25 protein-coding genes are annotated in these 23,583 nt (G+C 64.1%); 17 read left to right on the top strand and 8 right to left on the bottom strand.

Annotated features, from left to right (window positions below):
• Window positions 1–42 precede the first annotated feature (42 nt).
• Together NKI06_RS00125 and NKI06_RS00120 are read right to left on the bottom strand one after the other, a co-directional pair.
• Window positions 43–1,236 carry a TMEM43 family protein gene (locus tag NKI06_RS00125; RefSeq protein WP_352758640.1) on the bottom strand — a complete coding sequence of 398 codons (1,194 nt, stop codon included), beginning with the start codon at window positions 1,234–1,236 and terminating at the stop codon, window positions 43–45.
• Window positions 1,237–1,300: 64 nt separating this feature from the next.
• Window positions 1,301–4,207, bottom strand: coding sequence for a M16 family metallopeptidase (locus NKI06_RS00120; protein ID WP_352983412.1), 2,907 nt, complete (start codon window positions 4,205–4,207; stop codon window positions 1,301–1,303).
• A gap of 506 nt (window positions 4,208–4,713) precedes the next feature.
• On the opposite strand from NKI06_RS00120, the gene NKI06_RS00115 reads away from it, so the two are divergent.
• Window positions 4,714–5,424 (top strand): helix-turn-helix transcriptional regulator, encoded by a 711-nt coding sequence (locus NKI06_RS00115; protein WP_023671758.1) that lies wholly within the window; start codon window positions 4,714–4,716, stop codon window positions 5,422–5,424.
• On the top strand, window positions 5,421–6,191 hold the full coding sequence (locus tag NKI06_RS00110) for a helix-turn-helix transcriptional regulator (RefSeq protein ID WP_023733429.1): 771 nt from the start codon (window positions 5,421–5,423) through the stop codon (window positions 6,189–6,191). The genes NKI06_RS00115 and NKI06_RS00110 overlap by 4 nt, the downstream gene beginning before the upstream one ends.
• Before the next feature lie 37 nt (window positions 6,192–6,228).
• Here NKI06_RS00110 and NKI06_RS00105 read toward each other — a convergent pair whose 3' ends face one another.
• Genes NKI06_RS00105 through motA form a run of 6 tightly spaced genes read right to left on the bottom strand, consistent with a single transcriptional unit; the run spans window position 6,229 to window position 11,080 of the window.
• Entirely contained in the window at window positions 6,229–6,666 is a 438-nt protein-coding gene (locus NKI06_RS00105) for a BspJ family T4SS effector nucleomodulin (RefSeq protein ID WP_023671756.1), read from the bottom strand.
• The gene (gene flhB, locus NKI06_RS00100; RefSeq protein ID WP_023683475.1) at window positions 6,663–7,745 is read right to left on the bottom strand and encodes a flagellar biosynthesis protein FlhB; all 1,083 of its coding nucleotides are present in this window, start codon (window positions 7,743–7,745) and stop codon (window positions 6,663–6,665) included. Before flhB ends, NKI06_RS00105 begins: the two co-directional genes overlap by 4 nt.
• A 13-nt stretch (window positions 7,746–7,758) precedes the next feature.
• Window positions 7,759–8,775 carry a flagellar motor switch protein FliG gene (locus NKI06_RS00095; protein ID WP_023728370.1) on the bottom strand — a complete coding sequence of 339 codons (1,017 nt, stop codon included), beginning with the start codon at window positions 8,773–8,775 and terminating at the stop codon, window positions 7,759–7,761.
• Window positions 8,776–8,813: 38 nt separating this feature from the next.
• Entirely contained in the window at window positions 8,814–9,203 is a 390-nt protein-coding gene (gene fliN, locus NKI06_RS00090) for a flagellar motor switch protein FliN (protein WP_023683477.1), read from the bottom strand.
• A 33-nt stretch (window positions 9,204–9,236) separates the two neighbouring features.
• Window positions 9,237–10,169 (bottom strand): FliM/FliN family flagellar motor switch protein, encoded by a 933-nt coding sequence (locus NKI06_RS00085; RefSeq protein WP_352983410.1) that lies wholly within the window; start codon window positions 10,167–10,169, stop codon window positions 9,237–9,239.
• A 35-nt stretch (window positions 10,170–10,204) separates the two neighbouring features.
• Window positions 10,205–11,080, bottom strand: a complete 876-nt coding sequence (gene motA / locus NKI06_RS00080) for a flagellar motor stator protein MotA (protein WP_023671751.1) — start codon at window positions 11,078–11,080, stop codon at window positions 10,205–10,207.
• A 144-nt stretch (window positions 11,081–11,224) separates the two neighbouring features.
• Here motA and NKI06_RS00075 point away from each other — a divergent pair, with 144 nt between their 5' ends.
• The 15 genes from NKI06_RS00075 (at window position 11,225) to NKI06_RS00005 (ending at window position 23,467) form a co-directional block, all read left to right on the top strand.
• Window positions 11,225–13,036, top strand: a complete 1,812-nt coding sequence (locus tag NKI06_RS00075) for a DUF1217 domain-containing protein (RefSeq protein ID WP_352983407.1) — start codon at window positions 11,225–11,227, stop codon at window positions 13,034–13,036.
• A 7-nt stretch (window positions 13,037–13,043) separates the two neighbouring features.
• Window positions 13,044–13,769, top strand: coding sequence for a flagellar basal-body rod protein FlgF (gene flgF, locus NKI06_RS00070; protein ID WP_023671749.1), 726 nt, complete (start codon window positions 13,044–13,046; stop codon window positions 13,767–13,769).
• A 4-nt stretch (window positions 13,770–13,773) separates the two neighbouring features.
• Window positions 13,774–15,195, top strand: a complete 1,422-nt coding sequence (fliI, locus tag NKI06_RS00065) for a flagellar protein export ATPase FliI (RefSeq protein ID WP_352983406.1) — start codon at window positions 13,774–13,776, stop codon at window positions 15,193–15,195.
• A complete protein-coding gene (locus tag NKI06_RS00060; RefSeq protein ID WP_352983403.1) occupies window positions 15,182–16,048 on the top strand; it encodes a hypothetical protein in 867 nt (288 codons plus the stop codon). Before fliI ends, NKI06_RS00060 begins: the two co-directional genes overlap by 14 nt.
• Before the next feature lie 84 nt (window positions 16,049–16,132).
• Entirely contained in the window at window positions 16,133–16,513 is a 381-nt protein-coding gene (flgB, locus tag NKI06_RS00055; RefSeq protein ID WP_023691724.1) for a flagellar basal body rod protein FlgB, read from the top strand.
• Window positions 16,514–16,515: 2 nt separating this feature from the next.
• Window positions 16,516–16,932, top strand: a complete 417-nt coding sequence (gene flgC, locus NKI06_RS00050) for a flagellar basal body rod protein FlgC (protein WP_023686341.1) — start codon at window positions 16,516–16,518, stop codon at window positions 16,930–16,932.
• A complete protein-coding gene (gene fliE / locus NKI06_RS00045) occupies window positions 16,932–17,267 on the top strand; it encodes a flagellar hook-basal body complex protein FliE (RefSeq protein WP_023701074.1) in 336 nt (111 codons plus the stop codon). The genes flgC and fliE overlap by 1 nt, the downstream gene beginning before the upstream one ends.
• A gap of 12 nt (window positions 17,268–17,279) precedes the next feature.
• Window positions 17,280–18,068: a flagellar basal-body rod protein FlgG gene (flgG, locus tag NKI06_RS00040; RefSeq protein ID WP_023673650.1), complete on the top strand. Its 789-nt coding sequence runs from the start codon at window positions 17,280–17,282 to the stop codon at window positions 18,066–18,068.
• Between the two features lie 6 nt (window positions 18,069–18,074).
• Window positions 18,075–18,602 carry a flagellar basal body P-ring formation chaperone FlgA gene (gene flgA, locus NKI06_RS00035; protein ID WP_352983400.1) on the top strand — a complete coding sequence of 176 codons (528 nt, stop codon included), beginning with the start codon at window positions 18,075–18,077 and terminating at the stop codon, window positions 18,600–18,602.
• The gene (locus NKI06_RS00030) at window positions 18,599–19,840 is read left to right on the top strand and encodes a flagellar basal body P-ring protein FlgI (RefSeq protein WP_023673652.1); all 1,242 of its coding nucleotides are present in this window, start codon (window positions 18,599–18,601) and stop codon (window positions 19,838–19,840) included. The genes flgA and NKI06_RS00030 overlap by 4 nt, the downstream gene beginning before the upstream one ends.
• A gap of 3 nt (window positions 19,841–19,843) precedes the next feature.
• The gene (locus NKI06_RS00025; protein WP_027049841.1) at window positions 19,844–20,425 is read left to right on the top strand and encodes a MotE family protein; all 582 of its coding nucleotides are present in this window, start codon (window positions 19,844–19,846) and stop codon (window positions 20,423–20,425) included.
• Window positions 20,422–21,126, top strand: a complete 705-nt coding sequence (gene flgH, locus NKI06_RS00020; protein WP_023691727.1) for a flagellar basal body L-ring protein FlgH — start codon at window positions 20,422–20,424, stop codon at window positions 21,124–21,126. Before NKI06_RS00025 ends, flgH begins: the two co-directional genes overlap by 4 nt.
• Window positions 21,127–21,143: 17 nt before the next feature.
• Window positions 21,144–21,644, top strand: coding sequence for a flagellar basal body-associated FliL family protein (locus NKI06_RS00015; protein WP_023673655.1), 501 nt, complete (start codon window positions 21,144–21,146; stop codon window positions 21,642–21,644).
• A complete protein-coding gene (gene fliP / locus NKI06_RS00010; RefSeq protein WP_023710973.1) occupies window positions 21,641–22,372 on the top strand; it encodes a flagellar type III secretion system pore protein FliP in 732 nt (243 codons plus the stop codon). The genes NKI06_RS00015 and fliP overlap by 4 nt, the downstream gene beginning before the upstream one ends.
• A gap of 210 nt (window positions 22,373–22,582) precedes the next feature.
• Window positions 22,583–23,467 carry a flagellin N-terminal helical domain-containing protein gene (locus NKI06_RS00005; RefSeq protein WP_023683303.1) on the top strand — a complete coding sequence of 295 codons (885 nt, stop codon included), beginning with the start codon at window positions 22,583–22,585 and terminating at the stop codon, window positions 23,465–23,467.
• Window positions 23,468–23,583: the final 116 nt, after the last annotated feature.

Here is a 23,583-nt window from a genome sequence, read left to right as displayed (position 1 = left end):
CTTCACCAATGTCGGTCATTCCTCCATTTATTGCTTCGCGAGCTACGCTGGTGCGCCGGTGCCTGCCGTGCCCATCGGCGCGGCTGCCTTTCGCGACCGGCCGATGCGGTAGACAATCACCGCCGCAATCACGCCTGCCGCCAGGATGGCCACCGCCAGCAACGGCCGGTACCAGAACCAGGCAATCGCAATCGTCACCGTGCCGACCAGGATCGCCAGGACGAAGGCGATGATGCCGGTGCCCATCCGCGCCATGCTGCCGAGGAAGGGTATGACGTCGAGGATCACCCCGATCGGGCTGAGGAACAGCGCAAAGCCTATGGTCAGCAACAGCAAGCCGCCGCCGCGCAGCAGCCAGGTGATCAGCGTGTTGGCGCTGACGGCGTCGGCGAACATCTTTTCGGCCGGGACGTTGCCGGTGTCGACCATCAGCAGCGCATCGCCGGCTTGCGTCTGGTAGGGCTCGAAGCGGCTGCCGGCCTGGCGCGCGATGATACTGATCACGCCCAGCGGCGCCAGTTCGTAGCCGATGCGATAGTCGCCCAAAGCGGGCGTCGTGTTGTCATTGCCGAGAAAAATCTTGCCATCGACGATGCTGAGCGGTTTCGTTCCGGTATAGGCAGCCTTTATCGCCGCCGACTGGTCGGCTGAGAGCGAATAGTCCTTGTCACCCTCGATACGGTCCAGCACTGGCGTATCGAGATCGAAGGCGACAAGCTTGCCCTCGGGAATCTGGAAGGTCCGGCCGTGGATTTCCATCGGCGGATTCTGGTGGCCGTCCGGCTTCTTGAAGTCCGACGAGTCGATCTGGCTGTCGTCCCACACCTTGGAATAGCTGTAGGTGGTCACCGTCTCTTCGCCACCGCCGAGCTTCTTGGTCGTCTCCGACTTGGACTCTTCCTTCCACTGATACATCTCGACACTGCGCGACAGCCGCAGCCCTTGCGTGGCGATGCCGAAATCCGGATCCGCCAGGCCGCTGTCCGCCGTCACCAGTCCGCTGACATGAACCAGCTTGCCGTCATTGGCGGTATCGACGCTGTCGGCGCCGACCGAAACCACCGCTCCAGAACCTTCGGCCAGCGAGCGCGCCGTCTGCACGGCGCGGCCTTCGTTCCAGAACAGCCCGATCACCATCAGCACGATCAGGATAAGGCCGAAGATGACCCCGCCGACCGCGCGCTTGATCCGCCCGAACCACGAGACGGATGTGACTTCCCGAAATGAATCGCTCATCGTTTCCCCCGAAACAAAGTTACCCCAAAATTACAACGCGGCCGGCGGCTGCGCGTTTAGCCCGTCAATCGGCGTGGATCTGCGCGCCGCAATCCCTTTCGCCGGCGCAGGCGTGCACCGCGCGCGTCGTGCCGCCATCGCCAACCCGCCACGGTGAAGCGGACAGTGGCGCTTGCCTCTTATTGCCCAGAAGATCAAGCGCCCGCATAGCGGTCTGCTCCTCCGCCTCGTCACGCTTGACGATCTCGACGTCCTTGAGGCCGATCGCGGCAAGCTGCGGCATCACCACATCAGGGTCGCCCGCCACCACGATCAGCGACGGATCGAGCGACGCCAGGGCCAGCGCCTGTTTCTGAACCGCATCGAGCGTCAGCTTTGTGCGCGCCGCCATGCGGGTTTGCTGGTCCTCCAGCGTCGATCCGCTGCCGACCGCGCCAATCAGCGAGGAGAACAGACCAGCCGACGTCTCGGCCGATCCAGCCAGCGCCCGGCGATAGACGGTCACCGTGCGGTCGACTTCGTCCTGCGCCACCGGCAAGGTGGTCAGGCCGGCAAATCCTTTCAGGATTTCGGCAATCGCCGGCCCGGTGTTGGCGCGCTCGACGGTGGTTGCCACGACCAATCCCGAGCCGGCCTTCATCGGGCTCATCAGATAGCTCGACACGCCATAGGAGTAGCCCTTCTCCTCGCGGATCACCGAATTCAGCCGGCTGGAGAAATCGGCGCCAAGCAGGTTGGAGACCGCGGTCGATTCAGCGCGCTCGCTCTCGTCGGTGCCGGGCGCCGGCCGCGCCACGAACAGCGCCGACTGGCTGGCGCCGGGTTCGGGCACCAGCAGCACTTTCTGTCCCCCGTTGAAATGCGCCGCCGGCGACGGCTCGACGGCATAGCCGGCGGTGTCGCTTGTCCACGCGCCGAATGCTTTTTCAAGGCTGGCGGCGACGGTCGCGACCGGCATCGGGCCGACGCTGTAGAAGGTCACCGCCTTCGGCGTGAACTCCGCCTTGAATGCGTCCCTCGCCTCGTCGAGCGAGATCGAGGCCAGCGCCTTTGCCGACCAGTCCACCGCTGCCTTGCCCGGCACCTGCGGGATCAGCGTCGCCTTTGCCATGCGGCCGGCAACGCCGGGCAGATCCGCCTCGCGGCCGTTTAGCCAGTCGACCGTCTGCGCCATCAGCACCGTCCATTCGGTCTTGTCGAAACGAGGCTTCAGCACCGCGTCGGCGAGCAGGCCAATACCCTGGTCGAGCTTTTCCGGCGGCACGCCAAGCGTCATCATCGTGGTCAGCGTTCCGGCCTGGTGGCCGACGCCGGCGCCGATGTCGCTGGCCGCCTTGGCGAAATCAGCCGAGCCGCGATCGGCGGCCCCGCGTGTCGCCATGCTTGCTGCAAGCTCCAGCAATCCCTCCTTGCCTTCCGGCACGCTGTTCCAGCCGCCGGCGGCACTGGCCGCGACATACACCATCGGCGCTTCCGGCATTGTGTAGTGGACGAGTTTGATGCCATTCGAGAGCGTCGCCGTTTCCATGGCGGGCAGTGTTGCCGAAGGCGCTTGCCCGGCCGCATGCTTCGGAATGTCGATCGCCGCTCGCTCCGGCGCGGTGAACGGCTGCGGTGTGCCGGACGACCCGATCAGTGCATCGGGATAGCCGCCGCGCGGGCCGGGCTCCAGCACCAGTATGCTGGCGTCTTCCGGTTTCAACAGCCGCTTCATCGTTGCCTCGACGCCCGCCACGCTGGCGTCCTTCACCCGCGGGTCGTCGACCAGCGCGCTCTGCGCATCGCCGAGCACGTCGGCATTGTAGGAGACGACGCCGGCGCGCTCCTTCAGTGCTTCGCTGCCGAGCCGCGCTGCCTGCAAGATGCCCGTGCGCGCACGCTCGACATCGACCGGATCGAGCGGGGTCTTCAGGAAATCCGCAAACGCCGTTTTCATCGCGCTTTCCAGCGCTTCCGGCGCCACACCTTCGGCGGCACCCGCCTCGAAGGTAAAGCGGCCACCGAGCAGACCGCCGGTCCAGCTCGCGCTGGCATAGGTGGCAATGCCCAACTGCGAAACCAGCCGGTTGCGCAAAAACCCATATTCGCCGTTGCCGAGCAGTTCGGCGGCAATGCTGAGCGCACCATTGTCGGGCGACTGCGCCACCGGGCCACTGAAGCCGACCACGACGATGGGGCTTGGCACACGATCCTCGAGCACCAGCTTGAGCCGGGCCTGCGTCGGTGCCGGCACGGCGGGCCGCGCCACATCGGCGCCGCGCGCCACGCGGCCGAACGTGTCGGCAATCAGCGCCTTGGTGTCGTCGATCTCCAAGTCGCCGACCAGCACCAGCACCGCATTGTTGGGCAGATAGTAGCTGTTGAAGAAACCCCTGACATCGTCGAGCGTCGCCGCATCAAGATCGGCGACCGAGCCGATGACCATGCGGCTATAGGGATGCGGCTTCGGGAACAGCCCGGACCAGAAAGCTTCCCAGCCGGATGCGCCGGCCTTGTCGAGCACGTTCTGGCGCATCTCGTTCTTGACCACCGAGCGCTGCAGATCGAGCTTGGCCTGAGTCACCGAACGGCCGAGATTGGCCATGCGGTCGGCCTCCAGCGACAGGATCATCGGCAGTGACGACGACAGCCCGTCGACGTAATAAACGGTGCCGTCTTCGGTGGTCCAGGCATTGATCTCGTTGCCGAGCGCGGCGTGCGCGCCGAACACGTTCGGCCAGGCCGGCGTGCCGGAAAACATCAGATGTTCGAACAGATGCGCAAAGCCCGAGCGTCCCGCGGGTTCATTCATCGACCCGACGCGGTAGCGCAGGTTCATCACCACCTTCGGCACGCGATGGTCGGGCACCAGCACCACCTGCAGCCCGTTGTCGAGCGCATAGGTAACGGTCGGCTCAGCCTTGGCGGGCGCTGCCATGCCGGCAAGAACGGCAAGCACCACCGTGAACGCCAGGAAAACCTGCTTCATCATGACCCCCGATGCTGATGGCCGCGAGCAAGCGCCGCCAAATCCGCCGTATGACCGAAGGGATGCCCACCCCTGCCGGCTGCCGAGACCCTATCGGAATCGATCGGCCCTCGATACGGCAGTATCGCAACACCCTCTGGCTTTTTCGTGTCGGCGTTTCAGGCCTTTTGCGGCGGAAAGGCCGCGAAAGCCGCCCCTGAGTCGCTTGAGTCCAATAATATTGATTTTGTCAAATCGCGTTTGATGTCGGATTCATCTGCGGGTAGATTAGACCCGAATCAGCCGGTCCTTGGGGGGCGCGGCGACCACCCAAAGTCTCAAGTTCCGGCCAATGACCGGCACCAGACGCGGACGGCTTCGCGTTCCCTGAATGGATTCGGCGATCAGCGCGACCGCCGCGCCGTGTGAGTGCTTCGTAAACGTGATGCGTCTTCAAGTTCGGCCGCTGCTAACCCCAGCGTCCGGGCTCAAGAAAAGACTCCGGCCATGACATACAACCAAAGCATCCAATGAGCAGTTCCGCCGCGCTTCTCCAATCCGATACGTTAGGCTCGCGCCTCGAATCGCGCGGCGATCTCACCTCCTTTTTCATGCAGCTTGCCGCCGAGATCGGCGCCGACAGCTACATGCTCGTCGCCATCGTCCACGACCAGGACCGCAACGACGCCCGCATCGTCTCATCCAACTGGATCTTCGACGCCATTGAACTGATCGGCAAGCGGCTGATCGCCGGCCTTGCCCAGGGACCGCTGACCGTTGCACCTGGCATCCGCCCGAGGCCGCTGGTCGCCGCCGCGGCGCCCGACGCCGGCGGACTGCTCACAGGCGAAGAGGCGCGCCTGCTCGACGTGCTTGGCCATGCCGAAGTCTATTCGTTGCGGCTCAATGTCGGTCGCCAGCGGCTGTTTGCGCTTTTCTCGGCGGCCGAGGCCGGCAGTATCGACCAGCCGGCGCTGATGAAGGCTCAGTTGAAGTGCTGTTACGCGCTGTCCGCCATCCCGCAATTGATCGCCGCCGCCGCCATGCAGGACCCGCTGTCCGACCGCGAGCGCGAATGCCTGTTCTGGGTGTCTGAAGGCAAAACCACCGATGAGGTCGCAGTGATCCTCGGGGTCTCGTCCAACACCGTCAACAGCTACATCACCCACGCCATCCAGAAATTCGCGGCGTCGAACCGCGCGATGGCCATCGCCACGGCGATCAGGAGCGGCATCATTTGAAACATGCTGACATCAAGGCGGCGGCCGAAGCCCTTTTCAACGAGCAGCGCAATCCGTTCGGCGCCTTCTCCATCGGTTCCGAGACGCACCATGCCGTTACCATCCCGGACGCGGTGCGCCGCTGCCGCTGGATCGCAGTCGACATCAACGCGTCGGCGTTTGGCCTCTACTTCGTCAGCCCCTCGCCGGAACGGGCGCGCCTGGTGCCGAGCTTCGATTCCGACTATCCCGCCACCGCGGTGACAACCAAGTTCATCGCCGGCGCCAATGGCGAGGAGATGGTTCGCCACAGCGGCGCCTCGACAGCGCCGCGCTGGTGGGCGGACGACGGCATCGCCGGCTCGGACGCCGTCTTCAAGAACCTCGCCTGGGCGGAGCGGACGGCGCCGCTGGCGCCAGGCACCAACGGCATTGCCTTTCCCGTCCATGCCGATCGCGGCCATTGCGGGCTGGTGGTGTTCCTCGGCTCGACGATCGCTCTGCCGGAGGACACGCTCTACGAAATCCACGCCCGCTGTTTTTCGCTGTTCGCCGCCGTCGCCCGCATTCGTCCGAACGATGCCGGCCGGATGCGGTCGATCTCCAAGCGTGAACTGGAGTGCCTGAAGCTGACCGCCAACGGCAACACCAGCGAAGAGATCGCCAGGCTGCTGAAGCTGTCGGTCCACACCGCCAACCAGTATCTCACCCAGTCGACGCAGAAGCTCAACGCGGTCAACCGCAACCAGGCGGTGGCCAAGGCGCTGCGCCTGGGTCTGATCGAGTGATCAAAGCCGCGTCCGGCGATTGGGATAAGACAAAAGATCAGCGATAGGCGAGCGGCTCGGTCCGGCGAATGCGCGCCTCTTCGATGACCGTCTCCAGCAAGGCGGTGTTGTGCTCGGGGTCTTCGCCGGGCTTTTCGAACGAAACATAGTTGACCGCGACCGAAGACCTCTCCTCGCTCAGCGTCAGCTGGAAATAGACGGTGACGCCCGGCGGCCGAAGCTCGAGATCGAGCACGATGCGCGGGCTGCCGCTCCAGTCGACATGTGCCTCTCCGCCATGGCCGAGCCTGAGCGTGCCCGGCAGGAAGAACAGCTCCACCGCCGAATCCACCAGATCCGACAGGCAAGCGAAATGCTCGAGCCGGATGAAGGCGATGTAGTCGGCGACATCGATCAGCCGCAACTCGTCGACCACCTGCTCGATGGCCTTGGCGACGATGAGTTCGCGGGATTTTGCGTGCGGTTGGCGGTTCATGAAATTTGTCTCCGCTCAGCCTTTTTGGAGTAGACGATCCGCACCAGTTCGGCGACGGCCTGGTAGAATTGCGACGGGATCACGCTATCAACCGAAACTTGCTTGTACATGGAGCGGGCGAGCGCCACGTCCTCGAAGATCGGGATGTTGTGCTCCTTGGCAATCTCGCGAATCTTGAGCGCCACAAGGTCCTGGCCCTTGGCCAGCACCATGGGTGCTGAATCCTCGTCGCGGACATATCTGAGCGCGATGGAAAAGTGCGTCGGATTGGCGATGATCAGCGTCGCGCGCGGCACCGCCGTCATCATCCGCTTGCGCGCCCGGTCACGCGCCAGCGAGCGCAGCCGCGACTTGATGATCGGGTCGCCCTCGGACTGTTTGAACTCGTCCTTGACCTCCTGCTTGGTCATCCGCAGATCCTGCTTCCAATGGAAGCGCGACCAGACGACGTCGACCGCCGCGATCAGCCCCATGACGAAGACGATCGCCACCAATATGTCGACGGTGATGCTTTTGATGACGAGGCCGAAAGCGACGGGGTTGGTGATCATGCCGGCCAGGAGCTGGCGGTAGTCCTGCGACAGCGTGAAGTAGAGCACGATACTGGCGAAGCCGAGCTTGCCCAGCGATTTCAGGAATTCTACCCAGCCCTGAATACCGAACATCCTGGTCCAGCCTTTGGCTATCGAGATGCGCGACAGTTGCGGCCGGATCCGCTCGCCGACGACTTGCGGCATGTTCTGCAGCACCGAGGCGCCGATGCCGGCCACCACCAGCAGCACCAGCAGGCTGACGACGGCGTTGCCTATTTCCATCATCACGGTCTTGTAGAGCGCGATGACGTCGGTCTCGGTGTCCATCGGCCACGCCTCGGGCTTTTCCAGGAACATCGACAGGAACATGCCGAGATCAACGACCGCGTCCTTGGCGTAGAAGACGGTGAACACCAGTATGGCGATGAAGGACGCCAGAAGTGCGGCCTCTCGCGAATGGGGCAGCTTGCCCTGTTCGACGGTGTCGCGGATCTTCTTTTCGGTCGCGTCTTCGGTTTTGGAGTCTTTGTCCGCCGCTTCAGCCATTCAGCGCTCGGCGTTAAGCCGCTTCGCTCTGCTGCGATGAGGGCAGTTCGAAAGCCCCCTCGCGCGAAAGCCGGATTGTCGCCACCGCGATGTTCTTGCGCGCCGTCATGATGTCGGCAAGCTGAATGCCTTCCGAGCCCTGGCCGAGCTCGGACTCGATCATGCGCCGCGACCGTGCGCCGATCGCCGAGAGCGCCGATTCCGTCAATGCGGGTGGTGCACCGCGCAGCGCCAGCGTAATCAGTTCGGTCGACAGCCCGTCGAACAGAAGCACCCGCGCCTTCTGCGTCAAAAGCGGCAGATCGTCGAAGGCAAACAACCTGGAGCGGACACCGCCGAGGTCCGGCGTGCCGGCCTCTTCCAGATCCTGCATGACCTCTTCCAACTGAGGCTTGTCCATCTCGTTGAGCATACTGGCGACGCGCGCCTGTCCCGCCGAGATGTCCTTGGTCGCTGTCTGCGCCAGCACGCTGGCGCGCAGCTGGTTCTCGATGATCCTGGTCGCCGCGTCCGGAATGGTCGCCATCGTCACCATGCGCTTGATGATCTGGCTGCGCATCGGCTTTTCCATCGTCAGCAGAATGTTGGCGGCGGCCTGCGGCGCAAGCTTCGACAGCACCATGGCCGCGGTCTGGGGATGCTCGGCGGCAAGGAACGTGCCCAGACGCGTCGGCTCGAGCTTTTCCAGCTCCGGCCAGATCGGCGGTGGTCCTTCCGGCGCAACCTCGAAGCGCTTGTCGCCCATGATGGCGCTCATCTCTTCGGGCGACAGCGATTCATTGAGGATCGTGTCCATCCGGTCGGCGGAATCGAGCAGGCCCGCACCTTCGGTGAACTCGGCCTCGAATTCGGCAACGATGCGTTCGAGGTCGCTTTGCGGAATGGTGCGCAGCAGCCGCGCCCCTTCGATCAGTGCCTTCAGTTCTTCCTGCTTGAAGAATTTCAGCAGCCGGCTGGCCGAAGGCTTGCCCATCGCCACCAGGATGGCGGCGGCCTTTTGCGGGCGCGTGAGCGTCACCGGCGTCGTCATGGCATAAGCTCCTGCTGAGACCGCATGTCATTCATTGCTCAAGCGCCCTTGGTCGCCGCGATAATTTCGGTCAGCCTGATGCCGAAGCGCGACGGATCGCTTTCCAGCACGGTGATCTCGCCGCGCGCGATCTTGCGGCCGTTGACCACGACATCGACCGGTTCGCCGATGCGCCGGTTGAGCGCCACCGTCGAGCCCTTCTGCAGCGCCATCAGGTCCGACACCGGCATTTCCGTACTGCCGAGGATGATCTGCACATCGACCGGGATGCTCATGATGATGTTGGAATTGGCGCCGGACGTGGCAGCCCGCAAGGCGGCGTCGGGCCGCTTTTCCTCCTCCTGGAGGACACCGCGCAATTCCTCGATGGCGCGGTCGAGCTGTTCGTCCGGCTGGTCGATATTGGCTTCCACCTTGGTCTTGGCCATCAGTCGTCTCCAAATGCTTGGGCTTGCCCGGCGTCAGCCCGGCATGAGCCCATCGATAAAATCCTGACCGGCATCGTAAGGATGCCTGATCCGGACGGTGTAGTTCTGCCCGAGTTTACCGAACTCGCAGACAAACAGCGTCTTGTCGCGCGCGCTCAGCTTGGCCTGCGACTGCGCGGTTTCCTCGAACTCGATGATCTGGCCCGGCTCGAAGCCGGCGAGGTCGCCGAGCGTCAGGCGTGCCAACGGCATGGTCGCTTCGAGCGTCACCGTCGAGCGCATCACCTCTTCGGAAAAACGTGCCCGCCAGTCGGAGGTCGTGCCTTCGCTGTCGTGGACATCGGCGATACCGCGTGTGGCCAGCAGGATGCGCTGCGGGATCATCACCGTGACCGTTCCGCTGTCGGTCGGCGTCGAGATGCCGAAGACGATGCGCACCGCCGCGCCATCGCGCAGCACGCGGCGCTTGGCTTCGCTGCCCGAAAGTGCCCGCGGCACCGGCAGCCGCAGCTCGAGCGAGCGCCGGCCTGATCCGTTCAACGCCTGCGCAACTTCCTGGAAGACCGTGGTCGCGACATCGGTCTCGATCTGCGACAGAGCGCGCTCGATCGGCGAAACCGGCTGATCCGGATCGCCGCCGAACAGCGCGCACACCATCACGGCGATGGCCGGCGCATCAGCCACCAGCGTCATCGCATCCGAAGACGTCGGCGATGCTATGATGGCCATGGCAAAGGCATCGCCGGCATTCGTGCGGGCATCGGGAACACGGCTGATCTCGACCATGCGCAGGTCGACGGTGACCGGTGCACCGAGCTCGCCGGCCAGGCTCTTCTGCAGCAGCGGCAGTGCGCGCTCCCCCATCGAGCGCCCGGTGCCGATGACGTGAGCGGCCTCACCGCTGTCACCGACCAGACGCTCGATGATCAGCGAGCGGGCTTGCGAGGGGCTGCCAGGACTTGTCATGACGGCGTGCGGTCCTGTCTGTCGTCATGCATGGCTCAAGCCGCTTTCTTCTCGGCGGAAGCTGTGTTCATCGTGCTTTGCTCGACGGCATCGATCGTCGGCCGCTCGTAGGACGAGATGGTCTTGCGGCCGAACTCGATCGCCACCTGCGGCAGAGCGCCGTTCATATAGGCAAGCAGCGTCTGCTTGACGATGATATAGAGGCGATTCTTCTTCTCGCGCACCGTCTTGATCTTGGTGGCAACCGGTCCGACCACCGCATAGGACAGGAAGATGCCGAGGAAGGTTCCGACAAGGGCGGCGCCGATCAGGCCGCCGAGGATTTCGGGCGACTGGTCGAGCGCGCCCATCGCCTTGACCACGCCGAGCACGGCGGCGACGATGCCGAGCGCCGGCAGACCGTCACCCACCGCCACCAGCGCATGGTAGGCCTTCATCTTGTCGGACTTGATGGTCTGGATTTCCTCGTCCATCAGCGCCTCGATCTCATGCGAGCGGGCATTGCCGATGATGATGATGCGGCAGTAGTCGCAGATGAAATTCGTCAGGTCGTGGTTCTTCAGCACGGTCGGGAACGCCTGGAAGATCGCCGACTCCTCCGGATTGTCGATGTGCGCCTCGACCTCGCTGCGCGACTTCGAGCGCAGTTCGCGCATCAGGCTGTGCAGCACGCCCAGCGTCTCCAGATAGTCGCGCTCCTTCGGCACCGCCTGCTTGAACGCTTCGAGGATACCCCTGCCGGTGTCCTTGACCGTCTTCATCGGGTTGGCGACGAGAAAGGTGCCAAGTGCGGCGCCACAGATGACCACCGCTTCCCAAGGCTGCATCAGCACATGCAGATGGCCGCCCATCGCCATGAAGCCGCCGAGAACACAGCCGAGCGTCACCACAAGTCCGATCAGAATGCCCACGCCAGATCCTTCCGCATCACGTCAGGCCTAACCGATAGCCCCCGTGCCTTGTGTGAGGCTTGAATCATGCAAGGTGAGGCGATTCAGCCTCGCGCAAGCAAGTCCGCATACTCTTGCTTTTGAAGCTGCGACCGGAGGCATGTCGTGTTGAGCACTTTTACCAGCTACCAGCTCATCGCCAGGGACATCCCCAAGGCGATCGACCGCATCGAGGCGGAGCCGATCACCAAGCGCGACACCGACTACTATCTCGCTAACATCGGCAGCGTGAAATCGATAGACGATTTCGTAAAGAACGACCGGCTGTTCAAATATGCCATGAAGGCCTTCGGTCTCGGCGACATGGCTTACGCCAAGGCCTTCATGGTCAAAGCCCTGAAGGAAGGGGTGTCGGATTCCGACAGCTTCGCCAACAAACTGAGCGACAAGCGTTATGCCGAGTTCGTGTCGGCCTTCAATTTCGCCGCCCTGGGCCCTAATGCCACGAGCTACAATTCGGCGCAGCAGGGCGTGACCAACAATTACGGCCTCCAGGTCTCGGTCGGCCTTTCGCAGAACGGCTTCACCTACTACAAGGGCGAAACCTCGTACTACCTGAGCAACATTTCCAACGTAAAATCGATCGACGACCTGATGGGCAACGATCGCCTGCTCACCTATGCGATGGCCGCGTTCGGCCTGGACGCCGACGCCGAGCCGGCTGCGACCGTGCGGGCCATGCTGGAAGGCGGCGTCACCGACCCGAACAGCCCCGCAAACACGTCGACAAACAAGGGCTATGCGGCTTTCGTCGCGGCTTTCGACTTTGCCCAATATGGCGACCAGGCTACGGCGCGCGACGCCGTCCAGCAGGCGGTGCCGAAGGCTGTGATCGGCGGAACCGGACTGTTGCTCGTCAAGCCGACCGCGCAATACATCAAGGGCGAGGCCGACTACTACGCAGCCAACATCTCCAAGGTGAAGTCCATCGAAGACCTGCTGAAGGACAAGCGCCTGCTGACCTTCGCCATGGCTGCCTATGGGCTTGATGCATCGACCCAGACGACGAAGCAGATCCGCACCATGCTTACCGGCGGCGTTGCCGATCCGTTGAGCCCCGCCAATTTGTTGACCGACAAAAGCTACGCCAACTTAGTCACGGCCTTCAATTTCGCCCAGTATGGTGATCAGACGACCACGCGCGACGCCGTGCTGAAGACGACGCCCAAGCTCTACACGACCGAGTCCAGCCTTGGGTTGATCAAGCCGAACGCGGACGCTGTCCAGGCCGAGACCAGTTACTACCTCGCCAACATCATCAAGGTGAAATCGGTCGACGATCTGATGGCCGACAGCCGCCTCTACAACTATGCGCTGTCCGCCAGCGGGCTCGATCCGGCGACGACCAACAAGGATCTCGTCCGTGATGTCCTTGAGGGCGGTGTCCGCGATCCCGCCAGTGTCGCCAACAAGCTCTCCAACAAGGCCTATGCCAGGCTCGCCACCTCGTTGAATTTCGAAGCCTACGGCGAAGCGGCAACGACCCGCAGCCCGTCGCAGCAGCCGGTGGTCGACAAATACATGCGCCAGACCCTGGAAGAAGACGCCGGCAAGACCAATGAGGGCGTGCGGTTGGCGCTCTATTTCGAGCGCAAGGCCTCGACCATCACCAACTGGTACGACGTGCTGGCCGACACGGCCCTGGCCAGCGTGGTACGCACCGCCATCGGCCTGCCCGATTCCTTCGCTGCCGCAGATATCGACAAGCAGGCGCAGGCCTTCGAGGCAAAGCTCGACCTCACCGATTTCACCGACCCGGCCAAGCTCGAGAAATTCCTCACCCGCTTCACCAGCCTTTGGGAAATCAATCATCCGACCTCGACCGCCCAGACATCGATCGGTGTGCTGTTTGCGCAGCCGACCACCGTCGGCATCTCGACCGATCTGATGATGGCCATGCAGAAACTGAGATTCTGAGAACACCATGCAGGACAGCCTTTACGTCGCCCTTTCCTCGCAGATCGCGCTTGAGCGCCGTCTCGACACCATCGCCGATAATGTCGCCAACGCCTCGACCATCGGCTTTCGCGCCACCGGCGTGAAGTTCGAGGATGTCGTCTCCGGCAGCGGCCCCAAATCGGTGTCCTTCGCCTCCTCCGGCAAGACCTATTTGTCCGGCGCGCATGGCGCGATGACGCAGACCGGCAACCCGTTCGACTTCGCCGTCCAGGGCGATGCCTGGTTCGGCATCGACACCCCGGCCGGCACCGTGATGACGCGCGACGGACGTTTTTCGATGAACGAGAACGGCGAGTTGATGTCGCTCGAAGGCCATCCGGTGCTGGATGCCGGCGGCGCGCCGATCCAGCTTGACCCGCGCGACGGTCCGCCCAAGGCGGGCGCCGATGGCTCGCTGCGCCAGGGCGACAAGCTTGTCGGCGCCATCGGCCTGTTCAATTTCGACCCCGGTCCGAACTTCGTCCGCTACGGCAATTCTGGCATCGTGCCCGCGCGTGCGCCGGAGCCGGTCACCGACCGTTCCGATCTCGGCGTCGCGCAGGGCTATGTCGAGGAATCCAACGTCAATCCGGTGCTGGAGATGACGCGCCTGATCATGGTCCAGCGCGCCTTCGAGAACACGGCGGCGCTGATGCGCCAGACCGATGCCTCGACCGACGACGCCATCAAGACGCTCGGCTCCAAGTCGTAGCAGCATGTCGAGCAGCAAATCATCGATACGCGCGCTTGAACGGCAACCGGAGACAGCACCGGAAAACCGGCTGGCTGCGCTGGAGCGGATCTGGCGCCGCTTCGATGACACCGAGACGTTGCTGCGGCGCGGCGGCCGTGTTTCGGAGGTTTCGCCAACGCATTACAAGGTGCGCGGCCTGTCTGAAGTCGCCAGGCTTGGCGACCTCGTCGAACAGCGCGGCAATGCCGGCACGCGCCGCGGCGAGATCGTCAGGATCGGCCGCGACGAAGTCGTCATCGCCCCTTTCGAACGCAGCGCCGACGCCGGCATCGGCGACGCCGTGTTTCGCCGCGGCCCGCTGACGGTAACGCCGCATGCTTCGTGGCGCGGGCGCGCCATCGCCGCGCAGAACCGCGTCATACCCGGCGGCCCCCCGCTGATCACGTTCGGCCCGGCTGCGCGCGGCGCACGCACACCGCCCCGCGCCAAGGCGCGGCCCCGCGTCGGCACCGCATTCACGACCGGGGTCAAGGTGATCCACATCTTCACGCCGCTCTGCCTCGGCCAGCGCCTCGGCGTCTTTGCCGGTTCCGGCGTCGGCAAGTCGACGCTGCTCGCTATGCTGGCCGGCGCCGACGCCTTCGACACCGTGGTCGTGGCGCTGATCGGCGAGCGCGGCCGCGAGGTACGCGAATTCCTCGAAGACACGATCGGCGCAGAGAGCATGGCCAAGACGGTCGCCGTCGTCGCTACCAGCGACGAGAGCGCCATGATGCGCCGGCGCGCGCCGGATACCGCCATGCGCGTTGCCGAACATTTTCGCGACCAGGGCCATCGCGTGCTGCTGGTGCTGGATTCGATTACCCGCTTTGCCCATGCGCTGCGCGAGGTAGCGACCGGCACCGGCGAGCCGCCGGTCGCCCGCGGCTATCCCGCTTCGGTTTTCACCGATCTGCCCAAGCTGCTCGAACGCGCTGGCCCGGGCGCTGAAGGCCCCGGTATCAAAGGACAGGGATCAATCACTGCCATCATCTCGGTGCTGGTCGACGGCGACGACCACAACGACCCGGTCGCCGATTCGGTACGCGGCATCCTCGACGGCCATGTCGTGCTCGACCGCGCCATTGCCGAACAGGGCCGCTACCCCCCGGTCAATCCGCTGTCGTCGATCTCGCGCCTCGCCGACAAGGCATGGAGCCCCGAGCAACGCATGCTGGTGACCAGGCTGAAGTCGATGATCTCGCGCTTCGAGGACACGCGCGACATCCGCCTGCTCGGCGCCTATCAGGGCGGCGCCGATGCCGAGCTCGATATTGCCGTGCGCCAGGTGCCGCTGATCTACGAGGCGCTGACGCAGTCGCCCAGGGATCGCGCCTCGAGCGACGCATTCTCCGACCTCGCCCGTCATCTGAAAGGCAAGCAAAGTGTCGATGCAGGAGACTGAGCTTCAGTACACCGAGCGGCTTTTGCGCGAGATGATCGCAGAGGCCAGTGCCACCGAGGAAGCCCGGGCCAACGAAGCGAGAGCTGTCAGGGCAAAGGCCGATCTCGACAAGGTCGCCAAGGCTGAGGCCATTCTGGCCAGGGCCGCCAGGCCATTCTTGCCCAGGGTAGCCAGCGTAGTCGAGTCCACTGTGCCTCGCTTGGCCGAGCCTGCCTTGCCCAGCGTCGTCAAGCCTGAATTGCCAAGGACCCCTCGCGCCGGCCCCAAAGAAGCTATCGAGACCAGTCGCGACTCGCTTCTCGACGGGCTGTTCCCGGTCACCGAATGGCCGCAGCCGCCAAGGCCGCAATATCCCAGGCTCGACAAGAAATCCGACCGCCGCAGCGATATCGTCTTTGCCGCGCTCGGCATCACGCTCGGCCTGATCTGCGCGCTGTTTCCCTGGTATATCTTCTTCAATCAGGACCAGTTCGGCGTGCAGGCGATCAAGTTCGGCGGCAGCGGCACCAATGCAGGGCGGGTCAGCGGCGGTTCGCAGATGGAAAACAGCGGTCAGCCGCTGACGGCAAACGATGTTCCCGATGTCGACCTGTTCGCCACCGGCACGCTGCAGGACCCCGAGGACAAGACCCAGCCTCCCGGCGTCGACGAGCAGCCCTTCCCGGCGGATCCCAAATTTCGCATGGTTCATGTCGCCAATGGCCGCGCCATGATCGAGGACGATGCCGGCCTGTGGATTGTCCAGCGCGGCTCGAAGCTGCCCGACTCCAGCGTCGTCTCGTCGATCGAGCAACGCGGCGGCAAGTGGGTCATGGTCACCAGCACCGACCAGGTGATCGAACTCTCCAAATAGCGGCACACCGGCTTACGCCTGGCCCGCGCAAGGTCCGCGCAAGACTGGCAGCCTAGTCTTGTACGTACCAGCCTGGAGATCCCCATGGAGCCCATCAACCTTTTCGATCTCGCCGCCAAGCAGTCGCAATGGCTGTCGGTGCGCCAGTCCGCCATTGCCGGCAACATCGCCAACGTCAACACGCCCGGCTACACCGCCGGCGATGTCGAGCCGTTCGAGAAGGTGCTCGACCGCACGGCAGTGTCGCTGACCGCCACCCAGGCAGGCCACCTCGGCACTGCCGCCACCAATGCCGGCTTCACGGTCAAGCCAGAAGAGACGACCGGCGCCATCATGCCCTCGAAGAACACGGTGGTGGTCGAGAACGAACTGATGAAGGCCGGCGAGGTCCGCCGCTCGTTTGAACTCAACACGGCGATCGTCAAGGCCTTCCATTCGATGATGATGATGGCGGTGAAGAGCTGACCATGGACGCCTTGACCTCAGCTCTCAAGATCGCCGCGTCCGGCCTCAGCGCCCAGTCGGACCGCTTGCGCGTGGTGTCGGAAAACCTTGCCAACGCGCAGTCGACCGGCAACACGCCGGGCGCCGACCCCTATCGCCGCAAGACCATCAGTTTCGTCTCGGAACTCGACCGTGCCTCGGGTGGCACGACGGTTGAGGTCAACTCGATCGACCGCGACCCCAGCGACTTTCCCGTCGAGTTCCAGCCCGGTAACGAGGCCGCCGACGACAAGGGCTACGTCAAGATGCCCAATGTCAACGTGCTGGTCGAGATGGCCGACATGAGCGAAGCCAACCGCTCCTACGAAGCCAACCTTCAGGTCATCAAGCAGGCGCGTGATCTGATCTCCATGACCATCGACCTGATGAGGAACCAGTAATGATCAGCGGCATTGGCGGTATCGGATCGCTTCCCCTCAAGCCGGAGATCGGTGGCGCCGATACCACGACCGACCTGTTCCAGGGCACCAGGGCGCCGATGGCCGGCAGCGAAATCGGCGCCACCTTCGCCGAAGCGCTGAGCCAGGCTGCTTCAAAGACCGTCAACACCTTGCAGAACGCCGAGCAGGTCTCGATCCAGGCGCTCAAGGGCGACGCCGATACCCGTCAGGTCGTCGACGCCGTCATGAGCGCCCAGCAGGCCCTGCAGACCACGATCGCCATCCGCGACAAGGTCGTCTCCGCATATCTCGAAATCAGCCGTATGGGCATCTGAGGAGAACTTGCCGTGAAAGCACTCGCCATCGCAGCGACCGGCATGAATGCCCAGCAGACAAATCTGGAAGTCATCGCCAACAACATCGCCAACATCAACACCACCGGCTACAAGCGCGCGCGCGCCGAATTCTCCGACCTGCTCTACCAGGTCGACCGCACGCAGGGCGTGCCCAACCGCTCCAATTCATCGCTTGTGCCGGAAGGCGTGTCGATCGGCCTCGGCGTCAAGACGACGGCGGTGCGCAACGTCCATACGCAGGGCGAACTGACCTCGACCGGCAACAGTTTCGACATGGCGCTGACGGGCCGCGGCTGGTTCCAGATCGAGGGCGGCGACGGCGGCACGCTCTACAGCCGCGCCGGCGCCTTCAACACCAACGCCACCGGCCAGCTGGTGACCGTCGACGGCGCCAATGTCATCCCGGCGATCACCGTGCCGACCGATGCCATCGAAGTTGTCGTCAACAAGACCGGCCAGGTCTTTGCCCGCATCGACGGCCAGACCGACCTCCAGCTGCTGGGCCAGCTGCAGCTCGCCAACTTCGCCAATGAAGCAGGCCTCGCGCCGCTCGGCGACAATCTGTTCCAGGAGACGCCGGCCTCCGGCCCGGCCAATGTCGGCGTGCCCGGCGATCCCGGCTTCGCCTCGGTCGAGCAGGGTTATCTCGAGGCCTCAAACGTCGATCCGGTCAAGGAAATCACCGAGCTGATCTCGGCGCAGCGCGCCTATGAGATGAACTCCAAGGTCATCCAGGCCGCCGACGACATGGCCTCCGTCGTGTCCAAGAACATCAGGTAAGATTTGATGGTCTCTCCGGCCTTCCGCTCCGCGCTTTGCCGCACCGCGCTGATCCTGGCGCTGGTGGCCGGCGGTGTGCCGGCGTTTGCCCAGGAGAGCGCAGACCAGCAGACCACCACTCAGGCCGCGAGCAGTCAGGCAACCGGCGAGATCGTTCTGATCCCCAACCGGGTCATTTATCCCGGCGAGATGATCGACACCGGCGTGCTGAAACCGGTGACGCTGCTCCCCGGCAAGCACAGGCCGGATGCGGTCGCCACGCGGGCCATGGAACTCCAGGGCAAGGTCGCCAAGCGCACGCTGCTGCCCGGCCGCTATATCCCGGTCGCCGCCATCCGCGACGCCTGGCTGGTCGAACAGGGCGCCGACGTGCAGGTCTATTTCATCGCCGGCGACCTCACCATTTCGGCCACGGCGATGTCGCTGCAGCCGGGTGCCGCCGGCGATTTGATAAAGGTCCGCAACACAGACAGCGGCAAGATCTTTTCCGGCACGGTGATGGCTGACGGCACCATCCGGGTCAGCGCGTCATGAGACGCGGAGCTGCCCTTCTGCTCGCGGCCGTTGTCGGCCTGCAGCCGGCGCTGGCCGACGGTCTTACGCCGAAGCAAAAGCGCGATCTTGCCGGCCAGAATGGCGGCGCCTTTGTCGATCCCGAATACGATCCGGCCACCACCAACCGCATGTTCAGGGTCTCCAACGGCCCAAGCTCTCTGCCACCCGGCCAGGTCGCATCGCGCATCAAGGACATTGCGCAGCTGCAGGCTTCGCGCGACAACCAGCTCGTCGGCTACGGCCTCGTCATCGGCCTCGCCGGATCGGGCGACAGCCTGCGCAATTCGCCGTTCACCGAACAGTCGATCCGCGCCATGCTCGAAAATCTCGGCATTGCCACCGAAGGTGGCAGCGCGCGGGCCAAGAACGTCGCCGCCGTCATCGTCACCGCCAACATGCCGCCTTACGTGCAGTCTGGCGCCCGCATCGACATCGACGTCTCCTCCATGGGCGACGCCACATCGCTTGCCGGCGGCACGCTGATAATGACGCCACTGAAGGCGGCCGATGGCGAGATCTATGCTGTCGGGCAAGGCTCGGTCATCGTTTCCGGCTTCACTGCCCAAGGCGATGCCGAAAAGCTGACGCAGGGCGTGCCGACGGCCGGCCGCGTGCCCAACGGCGCCATCGTCGAGCGCACGGTGCGCGCCGAATTCGAGGACCAGGCGCTGCTCACCTTGCAATTGCGCAACCCCGATTTCTCCACTGCCGTTCGCATCGCCGACGCCATCAACGGCTACACCTCGCAACGCTTCGGCATGCGCGTGGCGGCGGAGCGCGATGCACGTACCGTGCAGATCAGGCGGCCGAAGAATGTTTCGGCGGCGCGCTTCTACGCCGAGATCGAGAATTTGGTGGTCGAGACCGACACGCCGGCACGCGTCGTCATCGACGAACGCACCGGCACCATCGTCATCGGCAACGAGGTCAAGATCTCGCGGGTGGCGATCAGCCACGGCACGCTCACCGTGCGGATCACCGAACAGCCGAAGATCGTCCAGCCGGAACCGTTCTCCAAGGGCGTGACAGCGGAGGAACCCTTCACCACCATCGATGCCACGCGGCCTGACGCCCGCGTCAATGTGCTCGACGGACCGAACCTCGAAACGCTGGTGTCGGGCCTCAACCGTCTCGGCGTCAAGCCGGACGGCATCATTGCCATTTTGCAAGGCATCAAGTCGGCGGGCGCTTTGCAGGCCGATCTGGTTCTCCAATAGGCCATGCCGATGATCGATTTCTTTTCCCAAAAGCAGCACCGCCGCAGCGCAGCCTTGGCAGCTTGCGTCATCGCCGCCACCGTCCTTGCCGGCGGCACTGTCCGCGCGGAAGAAGCGGTGCGGCAGGTTCTGCCTGGCGGGCAACAGCCGGCGGCAGTGCAGCAGCTGGTCCGCGAGAAGGTGCCCGATGAAAGCGAGATCCAGCGCTTCTGCTCCAACATCGCCGACGCCGCCCGCGACCGCCGTTACGCGCTGCAGGCCGAAGAGCTGAAGCAGCTGCAGGCCGGCATCGACCTGCGCATGAAGGCGCTGGACGACAAGCGCGCCGAATACGAGCAATGGCTGAAGCGGCGTGAAGTCTTCCTGGCCCGCGCCGAGGATGGCGTCGTCAAGATCTATGCCGGCATGAAACCGGATGCCGCGGCCGAGCGCCTGGCCATGGTCAACGCCGATCTCGCCGCCGCCATCCTGATGAAACTCGATTCGCGCAAAGCCGGCGTCATTCTCAACGAGATGGACCAGAAGGCAGCGGCCACACTCACCGGCATCATGGCCAGCGCGGCGCGAAGGGTAGATCCGTCATGAAGTCGCATATACTCGCCCTGGTCGCCACGGCTTCACTTGCCGGCTGCGCCTCCGATCCCAGGGAGATCGGCAGGGAGCCGGCGCTGTCGCCGGTTGGCACCGGCATCACCGGCAGCGTCAATGCGCCCTACTCCTATCCCGAAACGCCAGCCGCGCCGGTGAAGAAATTCTCGCTGTGGGATGATCGCCAGAGCCGGTTGTTCACCGACCCACGCGCGCTGCGCGACGGCGACATCCTCACCGTCAGGATCAAGCTCAACGACAAGGCCAACTTCAAGAACCAGAACGACCGCAGCCGCACCGCCGGTCGCAAGCTCGGCTATGACGTCAACCTCGGATGGGAAGGTGCCACCACCAGCGGCAAGGGCGACGCCGGCTTGAGTTCCACCACCGAAACCAATGCGGACGGCGAAATCAAGCGCTCGGAGAACCTCGAGCTCAACGTCGCCGCCGTCGTCACCGAAGTCCTGCCCAACGGCAATCTGATGATCCGCGGCTCACAGGAAGTGCGCGTCAATTACGAGCTCAGGGTGCTGACCATCGCCGGCATGGTGCGTCCATCCGATATCGGCGCTGAAAACACCATCTCTTATGAACGCATCGCCGAGGCGCGCATCTCCTATGGCGGCCGCGGCCGCGTCAGCGAAATCCAGCAGCCCGCTTACGGTCAGCAGATCCTCGACCAAGTCCTCCCCTTTTAGGACTGGAGAACGGCGCCGTGGCAAATGTCGAACAGGTTCAGCAAAAAAAGGGCCCGTCGCTTGTCATCCAGCTTGCGATGCTGCTGGCGGTGACGGGCGCCGCGATCGGCATGGGCTGGATGTCCGGCGGCTATCTGAAGGGCGTCGGGGGACCGGTGCCTGTGCCCGCCGCACCGGAGAACCAGTCCAATGCCGAGCAACCGAGCAAGGCGGCCGAACATGCTCCCGGCACCGGGCCGACGCTTGTCCAGCTGGCGCCGATCACCACCAATCTGGCTTCGCCTGCTGACACCTGGATAAGGCTGGAAGCGTCGGTGGTCTACGATGCGCCGCAGCCGCCGGAACTTACCGAAAGCATTCACCAGGACCTGCTTGCCATGGTCCGCACCCTGAAGATGCATCAGATCGAAGGCGCCAGCGGCTACCAGCATTTGAAAGCCGACCTCGAGGAGCGCGCCGCAATCCGCAGCGGTGGCCATGCCAAACAGGTTCTGATCAGGACATTGCTGCTCGAATGAGAAAACTCGTCCTCGCCGCCGCGATCGTCGTCGCCGCCACCTCTGTCGCCGCCGCCCAGCAGCTCGATCTCGGCGGCATCGGCAAGGCCGACGGCGCCACCGTCGGCTATATCATCCAGATGTTCGGTCTGCTCACCGTGCTGTCGGTGGCGCCGGGCCTGTTGATCATGGTGACGAGCTTCACCCGCTTCGTCATCGCCTTCTCGATCCTGCGCGCCGGCATCGGCCTGCAGTCGACGCCGGCCAATCTGATCCTGATCTCGCTGTCGCTGTTCATGACCTTCTACGTCATGGCGCCGACCTTCGACCAGGCCTGGAACACCGGCGTCAAGCCGCTGATGGACAACCAGATCAGCCAGACCGAGGCGTTCGAAAAGATTTCGGACCCGTTCCGCACCTTCATGCTGCACAATGTCCGCGACAAGGACTTCGACCTGTTCGCCGATCTCGCCCGCGAACGCGGCCAGGTCGTTGCCAGGGACACCGTCGACCTGCGCATCCTGGTGCCGGCCTTCATGATCTCCGAAATCCGCCGCGGCTTCGAGATCGGCTTCCTGATCGTGCTGCCGTTCCTCGTCATCGACCTGATCGTCGCCACCATCACCATGGCCATGGGCATGATGATGCTGCCGCCGACCGTCGTTTCGCTGCCCTTCAAGATCCTGTTCTTCGTCCTCATCGACGGCTGGAACCTGCTTGTCGGCAGCCTGGTGCGCTCCTTCACCTGACCGTCCGCGCGCCCTTGGCGCCTTGCTAAGATTTTATGCAATATATTTCCGGTTAACCGTCCCGTTTAGCCCTTTGGTAGGGACTTGCACGCATATTGCTCGGAGATGGCGGGTGATCGGGTCTCACGATCATTGGCATGATGCCGCTCCGTCATACCGGAAAAGCCGGTATGTCAAAAACACCCTGTAAAAATCAAGGTACGAGTAGCCATGTCCAGTATCATGACGAACGCCTCGGCGCTGACCGCGCTGCAGAGCCTGAACAACACCAACAAATCCCTCGAGCAGACGCAGGCCCGCATCTCGACCGGCTACCGCGTTGCCACCGCTTCCGACAACGCCGCTTACTGGTCGATCGCGACCTCGATGAAGTCCGACAACAAGGCCAACTCGGCCGTGCAGGACGCCCTCGGCCTCGGCGCCGGCAAGGTTGACACCGCCTACACCGCCATCAACGACGTCAAGGACCAGGTCGACCTGATCAAGACCAAGCTGGTCACTGCCCGTAGCGCCTCGAAGGAAGACCAGCAGAAGATCGCGACCGAAATCAACGCCATCCAGGCGCAGATCAAGTCCTCGGTCGCCAACGCCAACTTCGCCGGCTCGAACCTGCTGCAGAACGACGCTGCCGCTGCGTCCGACCTGAAGATCGTTGCGGCTTACAACCGTACCGGCGCGACCGTCACCATCGACACCATCGACGTCAAGGCTGCCGATACGCAGGTTCTCGATGTCGCCGGCACGGGCGGCATCGTCGGTGGCCTGCTCGCCGCGGCCTTCTTCGACCCCAGCACCACGGCGGTTACCCCCGCCGCCATCGACACCGCGCTCGGCACTGTTGAAACGGCGCTTGCCAAGCTGTCCACCGGCGCTGCCTCGCTCGGCGCTGCCAAGTCGCGCATCGACACCCAGAAGAGCTTCCTGTCGAACCTGTCGGACTCGATCGACAAGGGCGTCGGCGCTCTGGTCGACGCAGACATGAACAAGGAATCGACCCGTCTGCAGGCCCTCCAGGTCCAGCAGCAGCTCGGCATCCAGGCGCTGTCGATCGCCAACGGCAACTCGCAGTCGATCCTGTCGCTCTTCCGCGGCTGATCTCTCGACTTTACGACTGACACCATCCGGGGGGGGGGGGGGGGGGGGGGGGGGGGGGCGGGGGCGGGGGGCGGGCGGATGGGGGGGGGGGGCGGGGGGCGGCGGGGCGTGAGACG

Origin of the sequence: Mesorhizobium sp. M0772 (assembly GCF_040320135.1) — a bacterium.
Taxonomy (GTDB): Bacteria; Pseudomonadota; Alphaproteobacteria; order Rhizobiales; family Rhizobiaceae; genus Mesorhizobium.
This window is presented reverse-complemented; position numbering and strand designations above follow the sequence as displayed.